Source organism: Mycobacterium sp. TH-M25 (assembly GCF_057473665.1).
Map to the genome: position 1 here is coordinate 1 of NZ_JBYCLA010000244.1, position 18862 is coordinate 18862.

Here is an 18862-nt window from a genome sequence, read left to right on the forward strand (position 1 = left end):
GACGGCCTGGTCAGCGCCCTGGACCGGGAAGGTTTGGCAAAGGTCTGGACGCCCAAGGTCGCCGGCGCGTTGCGGCTCAACGCGGCGACGGCCGGCACGCAGATGGACTGGTGGGTCGGCTTCTCGTCGATGGCCACCATGCTCGGCCTGCCCGGCCAACTGGCCTACACCACCGCTAACGCGTGGCTCGACGCGCTGATGACGTGGCGGCGCGCATCCGGGCTACCCGCCACCGCGATCAACTGGGGACAGTGGTCGGCGGTCGGCATGAGCAGCAAGCTGACCTACAGCGTCCTCGACCCGATCACCCCGGACGAAGGCATCGAGGCGTTGCAGACCCTGGTCGGCGGCCCGCTCAACCGGGTCGGTGTCGGACGGTTGCGTCTCGACCGGGTGCTGGCGGCCACCCCGGAATTTCGCGACCTCGCCTATTTCGAGAGGATCGCCACAGAATTCGGCGGCGCGGTGCAGGTGGGGAGCGCGGAGCACCGGTCGTCAGGAGACGGTCAGGATCGTTCGGTACTGTCGGCTCCGGACTGGTCGCGCTTGTCGGCGCAGGAGCGGCTCGGCGAGCTGGCGACCAGGCTAAGAACGATCTTGGCCCGCGAATTGCGGATGTCAGCGTCGGCGATCAGCGTGGATCAGCCATTCCCGGAGTTGGGACTCGACTCGATGATGGCGATGAACGTGCTGCGGGAGACGCAACGGCTAGTGGATATGGATGTGTCGGCGAACATGTTGTTCAACAATCCGACCATCTCGTCGCTGGCGGGGTATCTGGCCAAACGGCTGGCGCCCAAGCAGGCGGACGACACCGCCGCCAACGGCGCACGCGACGCGGCTGGCGGAGTGTTGGACGAGTTGTTCGAGCAGGTGGAGTCCGCTTCGGCGGGCAGTGGGAGTGGTACTTCTTAAATGACGACGATCTTCGACAGGGTCTCGGCGATGACCGCCGACAAACGAACTGCGCTGACCGAGCAGTTCGACAAGGCATCCCGGATAGCGTCGGCCGAACCGATCGCGCTGGTGGGGATCGGCTGCCGTTTCCCCGGCGGCGTGTCCGGGCCCGACGGCTACTGGAACTTCTTGGCGCGAGCCGGCGACGGTATCAGCGAAATCCCGCCGGATCGCTGGGACGCCGAGGAGTATTACGACCCGGATCAGTTCGCCCCAGGCCGGATGTCGAGCAAGTGGGGCGGTTTCCTGCCCGACATAGCCGGCTTCGACGCCGACTACTTCGGCCTCTCCCCGCGCGAGGCCGACGCCATGGACCCCCAGCAGCGACTGATGCTGGAAGTGGCCTTCGAGGCTCTCGAGCACGCCGGGATCGCACCGGACACGCTGCCCGGGATTCGCGGCGCCGTCATGATGGGTGTGTATTACGGCGAGTACCAGACGATTTCGGCGGCCAACCCCGACACCATCGATGCCTACTCCGCGACCGGCAACTCGCACGCGGTCACGGTCGGGCGGATCGCGTATCTGTTGGGGCTGCGCGGTCCGGCGGTGGCGATCGACTCCGCGTGTTCGTCGTCGCTGGTGACGATCCACCTGGCCTGCCAGAGCCTGCGGCTGCGGGAAAGTGACCTGGCGCTGGCCGGCGGGGTCAGCGTGATCCTGCGCCCGGAAACCCAGATCGCGATGGCCAAGTGGGGCATGCTGTCTCCGAACGGCCGCTGCTACTCGTTCGACTCGCGCGCCGACGGATTCGTCCGCGGCGAGGGCGGCGGTGTCGTGGTGCTCAAACGGCTCACCGATGCGGTCCGCGACGGCGACCGGGTGCTGGCGGTGGTGCGAGGTTCGGCGATCAACCAGGATGGCCGCTCCAATGGTCTGACCGCCCCCAACACCATTGCCCAACAAGACGTCATCACCCGGGCGCTGCGCAGCGCTGACGTGACCGCGGGTTCGGTGAACTTCATCGAGTCGCACGGCACCGGAACCGCGCTGGGCGATCCGATCGAATTCGAGGCGCTGGCCGATGTCTACGGTCGCGGGGACGGTCCGTGCGCGCTGGGTGCGGTGAAATCCAACTTCGGCCATCTCGAGGCAGCCGCCGGTGTCGCCGGTTTCATCAAGGCCGCGCTGTCGGTGCAGCGGAGCCAGATTCCGCCGAATGTCGACTTCGCCCAATGGAATCCAGCGATCGACCCGAAACCGACACGGTTGTTCGTTCCGACCGAGCTCAGCGGCTGGCCGGCCGGCGACGGCCCGCGCCGGGCTGCGGTGTCCGGGTTCGGCCTGGGCGGGACGAACGCGCACGTGGTGATCGAGCAGGGGCCGGATCCGGAGCCGGCGTCCGACGCCGATGCGCCGGTGACGACGTTGGTGATCGCCGGCAAGACCGACCAGCGGATAGCGGCGTGGGCGGCGGTGTTGGCCGACTGGATCGACAACGACGGCGCGGCTGTGCCGATGCGCGACATCGCCCACACCCTGAATCACCACCGCAGCCGCCAGCACCGATTCGCCACGGTGTCCGCCCGCGATCGCGTCGAGGCGGTGGCCGGGTTGCGTGCGCTGGCCGCCGGGCAGCCGGCACCCGGCGTTGTCGCCCCGCGTGACACGCCCCGCGGTGAGGGCACGGTGTTTTGCTACTCGGGTCAGGGTTCGCAGTGGGCGGGTATGGGCCGGCAGCTGCTGGTCGACGAGCCGGCGTTCGCGGCGGCGGTGGCCGAACTCGAGCCGGATTTTGTCGCCCAGGTGGGGTTTTCGCTGCGCGACGTGCTGCTCGCCGGTGAACCTGTGGTGGGAATCGAGCGTATCCAGCCGGTGCTGGTCGGTATGCAATTGGCATTGACGGCGTTGTGGCGCTCCTACGGGGTGCATCCGGACGCCGTGATCGGGCATTCGATGGGGGAGGTGACCGCGGCGGTGGTGGCCGGGGCGCTGAGCCCGGCCGACGGGCTGAAGGTCATCGCGACCCGGTCGCGGCTGATGGCGAGGATATCCGGACAGGGCGCGATGGCGTTGCTGGAGCTCGAGGCTGCCGCCGTGGAGAAACTGATCGCCCAGTACCCCGACCTCACCGTGGCGGTGTATGCCGCCCCGGTCCAGACGGTGATCGCCGGGCCGCCCGACCAGGTCGACGCAGTGGTCGCAATCGTCGACGGGCAAGGCCGGTTGGCGCGGCGCATCGACGTGGACGTGGCGTCGCATCACCCCACGGTCGACCCCATCCTGGCCGAGCTGCGCGATGCGCTGACGGATCTGGCGCCCAAGACGCCGACAATCCCGTTGATCAGCACCGTCGGTGGGCACGGCGATGCCGCGTTCGACGCCGACTACTGGGTGGCCAATCTGCGCAACCCGGTGCGGTTCAGTCAGGCCGTCGCGAAGGCCGCCGAGCAGCACGCCACCTTCGTCGAGGTCAGCCCGCACCCGCTGCTCAGCCACGCCATCGCCGGCAGCCTGGAGTCGGCCCAGTCCCGCCATGACGCCGTGGTGGCGGCGACGTTGACCCGGGACAACCCGGAAACGCTGACGTTCCACACTCAGCTGGCCACGGCCCGGCCGCCCCTCGCGGCCGAGCACGGCGACGGCGCACAACGCCGGGTGGATCTCCCGCCGACGCCGTGGCTGCACACCCGGTACTGGGCCGCCGCCTCATCGGCCAATCGGCACGCCGCCACCGCCCATCCATTGCTGGGGACGCACGTCGAACTGCCGTCGGGCCGCGACCACGTCTGGCAGGCCGACGTGGGCACCGAACTCAACCCCTGGCTGGCCGACCACAAGGTGCACGGCCAGCCGGTCATGCCGGCAACCGGTTTCGCCGAGATAGCGCTCGCGGCGGCCTGCGAGGCGTTCGGCGTGCCCGCGCAATCCATTGCCGTGCGTCGGCTCGAAGTCGAACAGATGCTCCCGCTGGCTGAAAACACCCAGCTGACGACCCATTTGACCCAGAGCGCCAACGCTGCCGCCGATGACATTCGCGTCGAGATTCATTCGCGCTCGGCCACCGGCAACTGGTCTCGGCATGCGGTGGCGCGGGTCGAGCTGGTAGCGGCCACGACGCCGACCGGGCAGCCCGCCCGGGCCGAGACCGGCACCCCCGTGTCACCGGCGGACTTCTACTCCGCGTTGCGCAACACCGGATTGCATCATGGTCAGGCGTTCGCCGCACTCACCCGGATCGTGCGCACGCCGGGCGGTTCGTCGGAAACCGACATCGTCCTGCCCGACGAGGCCACCGCGCATCGGAGTTACCGCCTGCATCCGGTGCTGCTCGATGCGGCGCTACAGGGACTGGCTGCCGCGTTGTCCACCGAGTCGCTGGCCGATTCCGGCGAGGCCACCTTCTTGCCGGTGTCGTTCGAGACGATCCGGGTTTTCGGCGACGTCGGGCGGCGGGCCCGGTGCCGCGCCGAGTTGGTCGATCCGGGAACCGACGGTGCCGGCATCGTGGGCCGCGTCGTGCTGATGGACGACGCCGGCACCCCGACCGCCGAGATCGCCGGGATCTATCTGCAGCGCGTGCAGCGTCGTACCGTACCGATGCCGTTGACGCAGAAGATCTTCGGCACCACCTGGGTCCCGACCCCGGCTGCAGCGGCGTCGTCGGCGCCCGACGGCAGCTGGTTGGTGCTGACCGACGGCGCCGAGGCCGAGCCGATCGCCGAGGAATTCCTGCGCCAATTCAGCTCCCCGACCCGACGGGTGCTGCGCGCCGATCTCGCGCAGGAATCCGCGGTGCGCGAGGCGTTCGCGACGACCGCGGCCGACCCGCAGCTGCCGCCGGTGGGCGTGATCATCGTCGCCGGGCAGCACTCGTTCGACGGCACCGACCTCGACGACGCACGCAAAGGCCGGGAGCTGACCTGGGGCGTCGCGGCGACGGTGCGTGCGCTCATGAGCGGTTGGCACGGAAAAGCGCCGCGGCTGTGGCTGGTGTCGCGTAACGGCCTGGCGGTCATTCCCGGTGAGCCCGGCGACCCGTCGATCGGTGCGCTGCGGGGACTGATCCGGGTGCTGGCTTACGAGCACCCCGATCTGCACACCTCGTTGGTGGACTTGCCCGGCGACAGCGTGACCCCGCTGATCGTCGAGTTGGGCCTGGCCGGCAGCGATGACCTGGTTGCCTGGCGCGGCGAGCAGCGCTATGTCGAACGGCTGTGCCGGGCGGAGATCGGCGCAGCCAAGCTCGACCCGGTGGTGCGACGCGACGGCGCCTACATTCTCACCGGCGGCCTCGGCGGCATCGGTCTGGCGGTGACCCGTTGGCTCGTCGACAACGGCGCCGCACGGGTCATCCTCAACGGCCGCTCCGAGCCGTCCGAGGAGGCCCGCGCGGTGCTCGAGGAGCTGCAGCAGCGCGCCCAGATCGTGGTGGCGTCCGGCGACATCTGCGCACCCGGCGTCGCCGAGCGGCTGGTGAGCGTCGCGGAGGAGACCGGGCTGGCGCTACGCGGAGTCGTGCACAGCGCCGTGGTGCTCGACGATCAGATCGTTGCCGCGCTCGACCGGGAGAGCCTGGAACGGGTCTGGGCCCCGAAGGCAGAAGGTGCCCTGCGGCTGCACGCGGCCACCGCCACCGCCGACCGCGAACTCGACTGGTGGGTCGGTTTCTCCTCGACGTCGTCGTTGATGGGATCGCCGGGGCAAGGCGCCTACGCCGCTGCCAGTGCCTGGCTCGACGGCTTGGTCGACTGGCGTCGGGCAGCGGGTCTGCCGGCCACCACGATCAACTGGGGCCAGTGGGCCGACATCGGTGTCGCGCGCTCGTTGACGTTCAGCGCACTGGACCCGATCGCCCCGGCCGAAGGCATCGAGGCGCTGGAATCCATCCTGGCCGGCGACGTCGCACGGGTGGGTGTCGCGCGGCTGCGGTTGGATCGCGCGGCGGCCGCTTTCCCGGAAATTCAGCAGCTCGGCTACTTCGCCGCGCTGGCCGAGGAATTGGACATCGACAGCGACGACGACGACTGGGCCGGCCCGGAGGCGCTGCGCGCGCTGGACCCGACCGAAGCCGGCCGGCTGGTGTGCGCACGGCTGGGTGGACGTATTTTGGCCGTGATGGGCTATCCGAAACACAGCACCATCGACACCGATAAGCCGTTGATCGAATTGGGGATGGATTCGTTGATGGCCGTGCGAATCCGCAACACCGTTCGCGGTGACTTCGGTGTCGAACCGCCGGTGGCTCTGTTACTGCAGGGCGCCTCATTGTCGGATCTGACGACCGACCTCATGCGTCAACTGGGCATCGACGGGCAGGAGAAGCCCGACAGCGCCGGCGGCGTGGGTGATCGAGCCAAGCAACGCGCCGCCGCGCGGCAACGAGCCGCGGCGCGGCGAAAGGTAGGAGACCGAGCGTGAGCACCAGCAGCGAACTGCCGGCCCACTCCATTGCGGTGGTCGGGATGGCGGCCCGGCTTCCGGGCGCCAACTCCGTGTCGGCGTTCTGGAACAATCTGCGCGACGGTGTGGAATCGATCGTCGACCTGTCCGAGGCAGACCTGCAGGCGGCCGGCATCAGCGACAAGGCGCTGGGCAATCCCGCCTACGTGCGGCGCGCGGCGCTGCTGGACGGGATCGCCGACTTCGACGCCGACTTCTTCGGCTACACCCCGCAAGCCGCCCGGATGACCGATCCGCAGCATCGGCTGTTCCTGCAGTCGGCCTGGCACGCACTCGAAGACGCCGGCTACGACCCGGCGCACCTTCAGAGCACGGTCGGGGTGTACGCGACCAGCACGACCAGCGGCTACCTGTTGCACAACATCATGTCCAACCACGACCCGAACGTGGTCATCGGCCAGGGTGTGACGTTCGAGATGGTCAATCTGTCGTTGCAGAACGACAAGGATTACCTGGCCACCAAGGTCGCCCACCAGTTCAACCTGCGCGGCCCCGCGCTGTCGGTCCAGACCGCCTGCTCGTCGGCGTTGGTCGCGGTGCACCTGGCCTGCCAGAGCATTCTGAACGGTGAATGCGACATGGCGTTGGCCGGCGGCGCGTCGCTGCGCATCCCGCACCACGTCGGGTACTGGTACGACCCGGGCTCGATGGTGTCGCCCACCGGCCACTGCCGGCCCTTCGACGCACGTTCGGACGGCACGATCTTCGGCAGTGGCGTCGGCGTGGTGGTGCTCAAGGCGTTGCAGGACGCCATCGATGACGGCGACCGTATCCACGCCGTGATCCGGGGATCGGCGCTGAACAACGACGGGTCGACGAAGATGACCTTCGCCGCCCCCAACGCCGCCGGACAGGCCGACGTCATCGCCGAGGCGCAGGCGATCGCCGAAGTCGACGCCTCGACGGTGAGCTACATCGAAACGCACGGCACCGGTACGCCGCTGGGTGACCCCATCGAAATCGAGGGCCTGCGCAAAGCATTCGCGGTGTCCGAAGAGACCCGGCAGGGCCCCTGTTTCATCGGCTCGGTCAAGTCCAACATCGGTCACCTGGAGACGGCGGCGGGGATCGCCAGCCTGATCAAGGCGATCCTGTGCCTGCAGCACAAAGCCCTGCCGGCGACGCTGCACTACACCAGCCCCAATCCGGAACTGCATCTGGATTCCGGGCCCTTCGTGGTGCGCAGCGAGTACGGCCCGTGGGAGTCCGACGGCCCTCGACGGGCCGGGGTGAGCTCGTTCGGTGTCGGTGGGACCAATGCGCACGTGGTGCTCGAAGAAGCGCCGCCGGCGCCGGCCGCCACGCCGCATCCGGGCCCGCAGGTGCTGCTATTGTCGGCCCGCAGCGCCGAGGCGCTGGCGCAGTCACGTGCCGACCTTGCCGCCGAGCTGTCGGGTACCCAGGACGTCGGCCTGCCCGACGTCGCCTACACCCTCGGGCGGCGCAGGAAAGACACGCTGCGGATGGCGGCGGTCGTCCACGACCGTCAGGACGCGGCGAGCGTGCTGGCCGCCGACGAGCACGAAAACGTGTTCATCGGCGAGTCGGTGCCCAATGTCGCCGACGACGCCGAACGGGTCGTCTTCCTGTTTCCGGGTCAGGGCGCTCAGCACATCGGCATGGCGCGCGGCCTGCACGACTCCGAGCCGGTGTTCGCCCGGCACTTCGACGAGTGCGCCGCGGGGTTCGGCGACGAGTTGGGCGTCGACCTGCGCGCCGAGATCTTCGAGGGCACCGCGCGCAATCTGGAGCGCACCGACCGGACCCAACCGGCGTTGTTCACCGTGGAATACGCGCTGGCGAAGCTGATCGAGAGCTACGGCGTCCGCCCGGCCGCGATGGCCGGACACAGCATCGGTGAATATGTCGCCGGCACCGTCGCCGGCGTCTTCGACATCGAGACGGCCATCAAGGTGGTGTCGATGCGGGCACGCCTGATGCATACCGCGCCGCGCGGGGTGATGGTCGCGGTGGCGTTGGGCCCGGATGCGCTCGCCGAACACCTCACGGCCGATGTCGACATCGCCGCCGTCAACGAACCGGGCGGTTGCGTGGTCGCCGGCTCCGAGGAAGACATTCGCGCGTTCAGCGACCGCTTGAAAGAGCACGGCATCGTCGCCCGGCGGGTCCGCACCTCGCATGCATTCCACTCGCGATTGATGGACTCGATGATCCCGGAGTTCACCGGGTTCCTGGCCCGCCAGACGCTGCGCGAGCCCAGTATCCCGTTGCTGTCCAACGTCACCGGAACCTGGCTGGCCCCCGGCGACGCGACCAACCCGGCCACCTGGGCGCGCCAGGTGCGCTCCACGGTGCGCTTCGCCGACGAAGTCGACGTGTTGCTGGCCGATCCGCATCGCGTCCTGGTCGAGGTCGGCCCCGGCGGCACGTTGACCGCGTCGGCGACGCGGCACCCCAAGTGGTCGAGCGGTCACCGGGCGGTTCGGTTGATGCGCCACCACGCGCAGAACCGCGACGACCGGGATAGTTTCCTGCTGGCTCTCGGTCAACTGTGGTCGGCAGGAGTGGACGTCGACTGGACCCCGCTGCGGTCTACCCAGCGCGGGCAGTTGGTCTCCCTTCCGGGCTATCCCTTCCAGCGGCAACGGCATTGGGTCGAGCACCGGCGCGGCGGCTGGGTGGCTGACACCGTGGCAGCCGACGGGCAGGCGAGTTCGGCGGCGACCGCTGCGGCTACCGGTGCGGGCACCAACGGCACCTCGCCGATGGAAGCGACGTTGCAACGTATTTGGGCGCAGTGTCTCGGTGTCGCCTCGGTCACTCGGACCGCCAACTTCTTCGAACTGGGTGGCGACTCGCTGGTCGCGATCAGCGTCGCGATGACCGCCGCCAACGAAGGACTGGACCTCACACCGCAGGATCTGTACGAAAACCAGACCGTGGCCTCGCTGGCCAAGGCTCTGACCGCCCGGTACGCGGTCGGCGGGCTGGTCCGCCAGTCTCCAGGTGACGTCGTGCACCCCCCGGTGCCGCCCAACATCGCCTACTTCGTCGAGCGCGGTGTTGCCCAGCGCGGTCAGTGGCGGGTGCCGCTGATCCTGCAACTGCGCCCCGAGGTGAGCATCGAGGACGTCCGTGCGGTGCTCACCGCCGTCACCAACCATCACGATGCGCTGCGCCTGCGCCTGCACGAGCGCGCCGGCACCTGGGAGCAGAGCGTGGCCGACCCGCAGGAGTTCGCCGAGCTGGCCACCCGGTCGCTGCCGGTGGGGATACCCGCGGCCAGTCCGCAGGAGCGTGACGCGGTGCTCGGCATGCTCAAAGAGCAGATCAGCGAACAGGATCTGACCAGCCCGCCGCTGACGGCCAGCTATATCCACGGCCAGCCGGGCGGCCCGTGCTACCTGGCGATCAGCCTGCACGGCATGGTCGCCGACAACGCCTCACGCGATATCCTGTTCACCGACATCTTCACCGCGTTCGGGCAACAGTTGGCCGGCGAACAGATTGCGCTGCAACCGGTTACCACGCCGTGGGCCGAGTGGTCCCAGCGCTGCGCCGTACTGGCCAGCCATCCCGCGGTCATCGAAAGCCGGGACTTCTGGCTGCAGACCGCGCAGGCGATCAGCGCGCGTGCCGACGCCGATGTCACCGACGTCGTCACACCGCCAAGTGTGGACGATCTCGCGAAATTGTCGTCGACGCTGCCGGCCTCGGACACTACCGAGATCGACGACGCTCGGCGCCGGCTCCGGTTGCCGATCGAGGAGCTGCTGCTGGCCGCACTGAGCCGCGCGGTCGCGGTGACGACCGGCGACGCGGCCATCTGCGTCGACCTCACCGGGCCCGGCCGTTCGGTGCTCAAACCCGAGGTTGACTTGCGACGCACCGTCGGCTGGTTCAACACCCTGTATCCCGTCGCATTGAACTGCGCGACGGGCGGCGACGTCGGCGCCCGAGCTCTGTTGGCGCAGGTGCACGACACGCTGAGTGCGGTTCCGCACTACGGAATCGGGTACGGGTTGCTGCGCTACCTCTACGCGCCCACCGCGCGGCTGCTCGGCGCCGCCGCGCCCGCCGACATCTTCTTCTCCTATGTCGGCGCCGTTCCCGACCTGCCGGCGGTGTCGTCGGACGACGCTGCGGTGCAACTCGACACCGACACGGCCATGCCGGTGCGCGAGGCCATTCCCGGACTTGGTCACCCATGCGAGCTTCGGGTGTACCGCAGCGGCGGTTTGATACACCTGGATTGGTGGTATGACAGGCGCAAGATCGAGTCCGCGACGGTCCAAGGGTTCGCCGACGCATTCAGCCACGCGGTGATGGATCTGACTCGGGAAGCGATCCTCGAGGACGAAACCGACGCGGGCAGCGACGAAATGACCCTGGTGGACTTGTCATCCAACGACACCGCATAGGAGAAGCTAGATGACAAGCACCAACGATGCGGTCATTGTCAACGGGGTCAGAAAAACGTTCGGTTCCGTTGTGGCGTTGGCCGACATCAGCTTCAAGGTCGGCCGCGGCGAGGTGCTCGGGTTGCTCGGGCCCAACGGCGCCGGCAAGACCACGATGGTCGATATCCTTTCGACACTGTCGCGTCCGGATTCCGGCTACGCAGAGGTCGCGGGCCACGACGTGGCCTCCGACCCGGCGGGGGTGCGGCGGTCGCTGATGCTCACCGGTCAGCACGTCGCCCTCGACGACATGCTGACCGGCCGGGAAAATCTGGTGATGTTCGGTCGTCTGCAAGGGCTGAAGAAGTCCCGCGCGCGAGCACGGGCCACCGAACTTCTCGATCAGTTCGATCTGGTCGACGCCGCGGACCGCAGCGTCAGTACCTATTCCGGCGGCATGCGCCGACGCATCGACATCGCCTGCGGATTGGTGGTGCGCCCGGAGGTGGTATTCCTGGACGAGCCCACGACCGGGCTGGATCCGCGTAGCCGGCAGAGCATTTGGGAACTGGTGTCGGACTTCAAAGAGGCCGGCATCGCGGTGTTGTTGACGACGCAGTACCTCGAGGAGGCTGACGCGCTCAGTGATCGCATCATCGTGATCGATCACGGGACGATCATCGCCGAGGGCACGGCCGACGAACTCAAAGAGCGGACCGGCGCGACGTACTGTGAAATCGTGCCGCGACACGCCGCGGATCTGCCCGCCATGGCGGCGGCGCTCGGTTCGCTGTTGCCGGAGCGCAATCGCGCGGCGTTGACGACGGCATCCGACCGCATCGCCCTGCCCGCCCCAGACGGCCCGAAAACCCTCGCCCGGGCGCTGTCGCAGTTGGATGCGGCGAACATCGAACTGCTCGACATCGCCCTGCGGCGGCCTTCGCTCGACGAGGTGTTCCTCGCGCTGACGAACAAGGGCATCCGCGACCTGTCCACCGCTGACGTCAGTGGTGGGTCCTGATGACACCCGGTGCGTCGTGGTGATCCCCATCGAGCAGCAGCGGTCTGCAGCAGTGCTCCGGCCGCCGACGTCCACGCTGCAACAGTGGTGGGTGTTGACGCTTCGCATGATCACGCCGACGCTGCGCAACGGGGAGGTGCTCACCCAGGTCGCGCAGTCGGTGATGTTCACGGTGGGTTTCTATATTCCACTCAAGCACCTGATGGGCGCCTTCAGTCAGGGCATGAGCAGCTATGCGCAATACCTGATGCCGCTGATCGCGCTGGAATCCATTTCGTTCGCCGCCGTGTCGGCGGCTTTTCGGTCGGCAACCGACTCGGTGCTGGGCATCAACCGCCGATTCCGGGCCATGCCGATCGCCCCGCTGACCCCGCTGGCCGCCCGCATGTCGGCCAGCATCTACCGCTGCTGCACGGCGTTCGGGTTCGCGTTGATATGCGGCCACGTCATCGGTTTCCGCTTCTACGGCGGCGCCGCACACACCGTGGGTTTCTGCCTGTTGGTGCTGTTGATCGGCGTCGCCCTGTCACTGCTGGGTGACCTGATCGGGGCGGCGAACCGCAATCCTGAGGCCACCATCCCGCTGATGCTGTTGCCCCAACTGATCTTCGGCCTGTTGTCCGTCGGCCTGCAACCCGCCGAACGTTTTCCGGCCTGGGTCCAACCCTTCGTTCGCGATCAACCGATATCCCAGTTCATCTACGCGCTGCGGGTGCTGGCCGGCGATAGCACGCCGGCAGTCGGTGCAGTGCGCTGGGCGGTGATCGGCCCGGCACTGGCGTGGGCGGCGGTCCTGGTGCTGATCGTGGTTCCGCTGCACGCCCGCGTGGCTCTGGAGCGGCGATGATGTCGACGGTCTCGCAGCACACCACAACACCGGTGCCCAGCGGATTCGGCGACCCACGCCCGGACGTGGGACGTAATCCCCGGGAGAATTCACCGCGGCGGCTGTTGTCGCACACCTGGGTGCAGGCCGGGCGCTTACTGGTTCGGTGGCGCCGCGATCGCGCGACCGTCCTGGAATCGCTGGCCATGCCGGTGGTGTTGTTGGTCACCTTGAATATCGTGTTGGGAGACGCGATCTCGCGGCTTACCGGTCACGACGCGCTGTACGGCAGTGTCCCGTTGATCGCGATGGTCGGGGCGATGTCCGGATCGATGGTCGGCGGGATCGGTCTGATGCGGGAACGCAGTAACGGCTTGCTTCCCCGGTTATGGGTGCTTCCCGTACACCGTGCCTCGAGTCTGCTGGCCCGCCTGATGGCCGATGCGGTCCGCATCATAGCGACCACTGCGGTCGTCATGTGCGCTGGTGTTGCGCTGGGCCTGCGGTTCCGGCAGGGGATCCTGGCGACAGCGGCCTGGCTGTTTGTCCCCGTTATTTTCGGGGTGGCGTTCACCATGGTCGTCGTCACCTTGGCGCTGTATGCGGCGAACACCATCGTGGTGGAAGCCAGCGAGGTCGTCTGGGGATTGTTGATGTTCTTTTCCACCGGCTTCGTGCCGCTTGACCAGTACCCACGTTGGATCCAGCCCATCGTGGCGCATCAGCCGATGAGTTATTCGATCGAGGCGATGCGCGGGCTGTCGCTGGGCGGTCCGGTGCTGGCGCCGGTCACCGCAGTGCTGCTCTGGTCGGTGGGCGTCGCCGCTGTCGTCGCGGTCCCGATGGCGATCGGGTATCGAAAGGCCAGCATGCGGGGATGACGCCCCCGTGTCCGCGAATTGTCATGGAGTTGGTAAATGTTTTCATCGTCGGTGATCCGCAAGCTGTCGCGTAGCGAGGAAATCTTCGCCGAGACACAATGTTTCGTGGGGGTCGGTGCGCATCTGAAGGGCCCGGTCGACGCCGACGCGTTCTCGGCTGCCTTCGATGCGCTGCTGGAGTCGCACCCGGTTTTGGGCGGCCACCTCGAACGCGGCGACGACGGGCGGCACCAGATCGCCGTCGACGATCTGGTGCACCCCGGGATCGAGGTCATCGAGACCGACGATCCGGCGCGCGACTGCCCGGCTGTGCACTTGAACCAGAGCGAGTCGCTGATCCATCTGCGGTTGGTCGTCGGCGGCGAAGGCGCGCAGCCGACGCTGTACGTCCATCACGCCCTCGCCGACGGTCACCACGAGTTCAAGCTCGTCGAGGAGATGTTCTCCTACTACACCGACCTGGTCTGCAACGGCACAATCGGACCGCTCACCGTGCACGCCGCACCGGAATCATTGGAAGCGGTGCTGGCGCAGCGAGGTATCGCCAAGCAGCAGCGCTCAGGTCTGGAGCGGTTCATGCCGGCGATGTTCGCCTACGACCTGCCACCGTCGCGCCGGGCCGCCGGTGGGGTCACACCGGCCTCGCCGTTGCGGGTTCCGATGGTGCGCTGCCAGCTCAGCGAGCGCGAAACACAGGATCTGATTGCGTTCGGACGCGCGAATCGAGTTGGCCTCAACGGCTTGTTGTCGGCCGTTCTCTTAATGGCCGAATGGCGTCTTCGGGGCAAGATGAACATTCCGGTGCCCTATGTCTATCCGGTCGATTTGCGCTATGTCCTTTCGCCGCCGCTGTCGGCGACCGCGTGCACCAACCCCTTGGGGGTGGCCGCCTATCTCGCCGAAATCGACGACAACACCGATGTGGTGGGCCTTGCCCGCGATATCGCCGAAACTTTTCGGGCGGACCTGGCCGACGGGGTGGTGCAGCAGTCGCTGTTGCATTCCAGCCCGCAATATGTCGGAAATCTGCCCGGCCTGCCCGACCTTGTGATGCTGACCGACGGCGGTATGGCGCCGCCGGTACGGACACCGCCGGACGTCGAAATCGTTGCCACCCACGACGAACTGTTCTTCGCTGTCAGCGCGGGCATCGACATGTACCTGAGCAATATCTTTGCCGGGCAATTGGTAATCGAATATCACACTCATGCGCCGCAGCCGGAGAAATCGATCGAGACGATACATTCGCTGCTGCGCGTCATCGCCGAGCAGCATGCCGTCAGCGGAGTCAGTTGACCCGTCCGAAGGCGTAACGATGGCTGTCCTGTGTCGCGGGGTGGCTTGGTGCGTAGGTGGCGAGTAGGAAGCATTGGAGGTTTCATGAAGGTCTCGACGATCGGCGACCGCCGCGCCGATTCTCCCTGCCGGCACGTCAGCGTGGGTCTGCTGGTCGTCGGCGCGGCTGTAGCGACGGCGGTGATCGGTGCGGGCGCCGCGCGCGCCGACGATACGGACGCCCTCGGCTTTCTGGATTCGGCGACCACCGATCTCACCGATGCCAAAGACGTGTTGAGCACCGCGGTCGTGCCCGACGAGTGGCAATCAACCCTGAGCACTCAAACACAGTTTCCAGACTTCAACTTGGGCGTTATAGACAAGTTTGAGGGGATCCAGGATCCGCTGCTGACATCGCACGACACCGTCATCGCGGAGACGGCTAACGTGTTGTTCAGCGGCCCCGATCAGCAGCTCGCGCAGGCCAGCGAGGCTGTGCTGTCGGCCGACAAAGCCTTCGTCGCCGACCCGTCGCCTACCACCGAGTTCGGGGAGTTGGGACCAGAGTTACAACTGACCAGCGCCGCCATCGACCAGGTATTCCCCGACGACCTCGCCCGTGTCGCCGATCAGCTTCTCGGGCTTGGAAGCGCCGACACCACCGCCGCCGGCGCCGCCAGCGCCGCCTCCGATCCAGCCTTCGCTGCCGCCGCCGATCCGGCCAGCGGTTCTGTGACCGCCGGTGACCTGTTGACCCAAGCGGGCACGGAGTTGACCCAAACAGCCCACGTGTTGGATTCAGCCCCTACCGCATCGCTCGACGTTAGCCAAAGCGAGAGTCTATCTGGCGCCGAGGGGTTTTTGACTGGAGACGACCTACAGTCGTTAACGTCCAGTGTGGAGTCGCTTCAAGCCGACCTGCCCGCAGCCGACCAACCGGCTTTCATCGATTTGGATTCGGGATTGCTCAAAGCCGACACTGGATTTCTCGATGCCGCTCAAGGGTTCGCCTCGGCTGACCAAGCCGGTGATCTCACGAATTCGTCGGCACTTTCACTCGATCTGGCAAGTCTGGGCGCGGCCGCCGATACCTTCAACGTGGCTGGTGCTGATTTCGGCGTCGAGATCCTTGGGATTTTCGACCCAAGCCTGCTGGCCGCTTTCTGATGCCGTAGCGGGCCCTTACCGGCAACACGGCAGGGGTGCGCACGGGGGAAGGTTTCGAGGAGCAGTCCGTAGCCGACGGCGAGGTCGTGAATGAATTGCGATCGCGACGGAGCGTTGGACGCAAACTTCGTCGGCCAGGCAGGTATTTCCTGCAGAGCGGGTGACTTACCGGGCATCGTCGTGCACCATGAACCTCGTACACTGCTTCCTTTTCCTGCAGTCAGGACCGTATGGCCTCCATCAGCACTCCGCATTACCTGCTCGACCAGGCTCGTCGTCGGTGTGTGCCGACCATCGACAACATCCCCGGCTTGGGTAGCGTCGAGCAGCGGGTGCGTGATCGCCGGTGGAAAACCAAGGTGCTGGCCGCACCGCCCGACGGCAGCGGCCTCAAGCCTGTCCTGGGTGATTCGGGCCTGCCACTTCTGGGTCACAGCCTGGAAATGTTTCGTGCGGGACCCGACTTCGCGCTGGATCTCTATCGCAAGTACGGCCCGGTGTTTTTCTCCGACGTGAGAATTCTGCGTTCGGTCAACATTTTGGGGCCCGACGCCACCCAGGTTGTCTACTCGAACAAAAACAAGGACTTCTCCCAAAAAGGCTGGTATCCGATTTGCGGCCCGTTTTTCAACCGCGGGTTGATGCTGCTCGACTTCGATGAGCACCTCTACCACAAACGCATCATGCAGGAGGCGTTCACCCGCACCCGGTTGGCCGGTTATGTCGAGCACATCGACCGGGTGGCCACCTCCGTCGTAGCCGACTGGCCCACCGACGATGCCCGGTTTTTGGTTCACCCCGCGATGAAAGAGCTCACTCTCGACGTGGCGTCGATGGTGTTCATGGGTCACGAGCTCGGCACCGATCGGGACCTGGTCGCCAGGGTCAACAACGCCTTCACCAGCACCACACGGGCCGGCGGCGCGTTCATCCGCTATCCGGTCCCGCCGTTCAAGTGGTGGCGCGGCCTGCGCGGCCGCAGGATCCTCGACGACTACTTCACCGAGCGGGTCAAGGAACGCCGCGACGCGCAGGGTACCGACATGCTGACGGTGCTGTGTCAGGCCGATGACGCGGACGGCAATCGGTTCACCGACAAGGACATCGTCAACCACATGATTTTCTTGTTGATGGCCGCCCACGACACGTCGATGACGGCGGCCACGAACATCGTCTACAACCTCGCCGCCAATCCGGAGTGGCAGGACCGGTGCCGTGCCGAGTCTGCGCGGCTTGGCAACGGCCAGTTGGACATTGAGTCGCTGGAGCAGCTGGAATCGCTGGACCTGGTGATGAACGAGGCGCTGCGGATGGTCACCCCGCTGCCGTTCACCATGCGCGAGGCCGTGCGCGACACCGACGTGCTGGGCTATTTCATACCGGCCGGCACCCTCATGCTGGTCTGGCCTTCGATGAACCACCGACTGCCGGAGCTGTGGACCGAGCCGGACACGTTTGATCCCGCGCGGTTCGCCGAGCCGCGGGCCGAGCACAAGAAGCACCACTACGCCTTCGACCCGTACGGGGGCGGCGCCCACAAGTGCATTGGGCTGGTATTCGCCCAACTCGAGGTCAAGACCATCATTCATCGGCTGTTACGCCGCTACCGGCTCGAACTCGCTCGGCCCGGGTACCGGCCGCGTTGGGACTACGGCGGAATTCCGATTCCGACGGACGGCATGCCGATCGTGCTGCGCCCGCTGTGACGATGCCCACCATCAGTGGTTACGGTGGCGAGTGCTGAAACCGATTGTCACTAAATAGTTCACGAGTAGAACAAGGGGAGTGTTTGTGGTCGAGGTTCCGCGCCGCATGACGGAAATGGACGAGGAGACCAGAAGCGCTCGGCTGCGCCGCTGGACGAACGAGGCCGGGCAGGTGGTGCGCATCCTGGCGTCGCGCTCCGAGGGCAAGACCGGTCAGATATACGACATCATCGGCACCCAGAACCTGTTCGGCGAAGAGTCGTTATTCATCAACTTCGGGTATTGGAAGAACGACCCCACCACCCTCGACGAGGCGAGTCGGGACCTGGCCCGGCTTGCCGCGCGAAGCGCCGACTTCAATGCGTCCGACATCGTGGTGGACTGTGGGCCCGGCTACGGTGACCAAGACATATTGTGGGTTGACGAGTTCGATGTCCAACACATCACGGGCATCAATGTGGCCACCGAACAGATCGGGATCTCTACGAGCCGGGTGCAAGCAGCCGGGTTGGCCGACCGGATCGACTACGTCAACGCGTCTGCCACCGCTCTTCCGCTGGAAGACGAATCGTGCACCAAAGTTGTTGCTTTGGAATCGGCTTTTCACTTTCCGTCGCGCGTCGATTTCTTCTCCGAAGCGCTGCGGGTGCTCAAGCCCGGCGGCCAGTTGGTGACGGCCGATATCGTCCCCAAAAAGACATTCCTGAATACGCGCTATCGCAGGGAGGTGGCCCGGCTCGGTTGGCGGGGGGCGTCGCGCAAAGCTGTCCGGAGATCGGCGAACGTCCAGGACTATCGAGACCTGCTGCTCGACATCGGATTCGATGAAGCCGAGACCCAATCTATCGCGCGTGACGTATTCCGGCCGTTGGCCAGATTCCTGTGGAAGAGAGCGTTACAGCCCGACATGAAGTATGTGAATCCGCTGCTGCGAGCGACAGTTAGGCCGGACAACTTTTGGATTCACGAAACGCACGTCGACTACATTCTGGCAGTGGCGCGCAAGGCGTGAACAGATGTCACGCGCCGAGGCCGGAGACATCGATCGAGACGATACATTCGCTGCTGCGCGTCATCGCCGAGCAGCATGCCGTCGGCGGAGTCAGTTGACCCGTCCGAAGGCGTAGCGATGGTATTGCAGTGCTCGCCGCACCGGCGGCGCTGCCCGAATCACCTTGCCCGCCAACCGAAATGCGGCAGATGCTTGGGGAAACGTGCTGGCGTCGAACAATGTCGTGGCGATGAGCAATCGGACCCCGGGAACG

Annotated in this window: 10 protein-coding genes; all 10 read left to right on the forward strand. The window is 66.6% G+C overall.

Annotation, left to right across the window (positions count from 1 at the left end):
- Positions 1 to 915, forward strand: a 915-nt coding sequence (locus tag AC2VOU_RS08070) for an acyl carrier protein (protein WP_486956900.1), incomplete at its 5' end; no start/stop codon positions are given.
- Positions 916 to 6318 carry a type I polyketide synthase gene (locus AC2VOU_RS08075; protein WP_486956901.1) on the forward strand — a complete coding sequence of 1801 codons (5403 nt, stop codon included), beginning with the start codon at positions 916 to 918 and terminating at the stop codon, positions 6316 to 6318.
- A 44-nt stretch (positions 6319 to 6362) separates the two neighbouring features.
- On the forward strand, positions 6363 to 10742 hold the full coding sequence (locus AC2VOU_RS08080; RefSeq protein ID WP_486956908.1) for a type I polyketide synthase: 4380 nt from the start codon (positions 6363 to 6365) through the stop codon (positions 10740 to 10742).
- Positions 10743 to 10752: 10 nt separating this feature from the next.
- Positions 10753 to 11742 carry an ATP-binding cassette domain-containing protein gene (locus tag AC2VOU_RS08085; protein WP_486956902.1) on the forward strand — a complete coding sequence of 330 codons (990 nt, stop codon included), beginning with the start codon at positions 10753 to 10755 and terminating at the stop codon, positions 11740 to 11742.
- A 28-nt stretch (positions 11743 to 11770) separates the two neighbouring features.
- Positions 11771 to 12589, forward strand: a complete 819-nt coding sequence (locus tag AC2VOU_RS08090; RefSeq protein ID WP_486956909.1) for an ABC transporter permease — start codon at positions 11771 to 11773, stop codon at positions 12587 to 12589.
- Positions 12586 to 13449 (forward strand): ABC transporter permease, encoded by an 864-nt coding sequence (locus tag AC2VOU_RS08095; RefSeq protein WP_486956903.1) that lies wholly within the window; start codon positions 12586 to 12588, stop codon positions 13447 to 13449. Before AC2VOU_RS08090 ends, AC2VOU_RS08095 begins: the two co-directional genes overlap by 4 nt.
- A 36-nt stretch (positions 13450 to 13485) precedes the next feature.
- Entirely contained in the window at positions 13486 to 14745 is a 1260-nt protein-coding gene (locus tag AC2VOU_RS08100; protein ID WP_486956904.1) for a phthiocerol/phthiodiolone dimycocerosyl transferase family protein, read from the forward strand.
- Between the two features lie 84 nt (positions 14746 to 14829).
- The gene (locus tag AC2VOU_RS08105) at positions 14830 to 15891 is read left to right on the forward strand and encodes a hypothetical protein (protein ID WP_486956905.1); all 1062 of its coding nucleotides are present in this window, start codon (positions 14830 to 14832) and stop codon (positions 15889 to 15891) included.
- Positions 15892 to 16121: 230 nt separating this feature from the next.
- Complete coding sequence (locus AC2VOU_RS08110; protein WP_486956906.1) at positions 16122 to 17597, forward strand: cytochrome P450; 1476 nt, start codon at positions 16122 to 16124, stop codon at positions 17595 to 17597.
- Positions 17598 to 17703: 106 nt separating this feature from the next.
- Complete coding sequence (locus tag AC2VOU_RS08115) at positions 17704 to 18609, forward strand: SAM-dependent methyltransferase (protein ID WP_486956907.1); 906 nt, start codon at positions 17704 to 17706, stop codon at positions 18607 to 18609.
- Positions 18610 to 18862 lie beyond the last annotated feature (253 nt).

What these genes read in the sequence shown, in the direction of transcription:
- AC2VOU_RS08115 (WP_486956907.1), top strand. Translation starts at nt 17,704, where the DNA reads ATGACGGAAATGGACGAGGAGACCAGAAGCGCTCGGCTGCGCCGCTGG.
- AC2VOU_RS08085 (WP_486956902.1), top strand. Translation starts at nt 10,753, where the DNA reads ATGACAAGCACCAACGATGCGGTCATTGTCAACGGGGTCAGAAAAACG.
- AC2VOU_RS08080 (WP_486956908.1), top strand. Translation starts at nt 6,363, where the DNA reads ATGGCGGCCCGGCTTCCGGGCGCCAACTCCGTGTCGGCGTTCTGGAAC.
- AC2VOU_RS08095 (WP_486956903.1), top strand. Translation starts at nt 12,586, where the DNA reads ATGATGTCGACGGTCTCGCAGCACACCACAACACCGGTGCCCAGCGGA.
- AC2VOU_RS08110 (WP_486956906.1), top strand. Translation starts at nt 16,122, where the DNA reads ATGGCCTCCATCAGCACTCCGCATTACCTGCTCGACCAGGCTCGTCGT.
- AC2VOU_RS08105 (WP_486956905.1), top strand. Translation starts at nt 14,830, where the DNA reads ATGAAGGTCTCGACGATCGGCGACCGCCGCGCCGATTCTCCCTGCCGG.
- AC2VOU_RS08075 (WP_486956901.1), top strand. Translation starts at nt 916, where the DNA reads ATGACGACGATCTTCGACAGGGTCTCGGCGATGACCGCCGACAAACGA.
- AC2VOU_RS08100 (WP_486956904.1), top strand. Translation starts at nt 13,486, where the DNA reads ATGTTTTCATCGTCGGTGATCCGCAAGCTGTCGCGTAGCGAGGAAATC.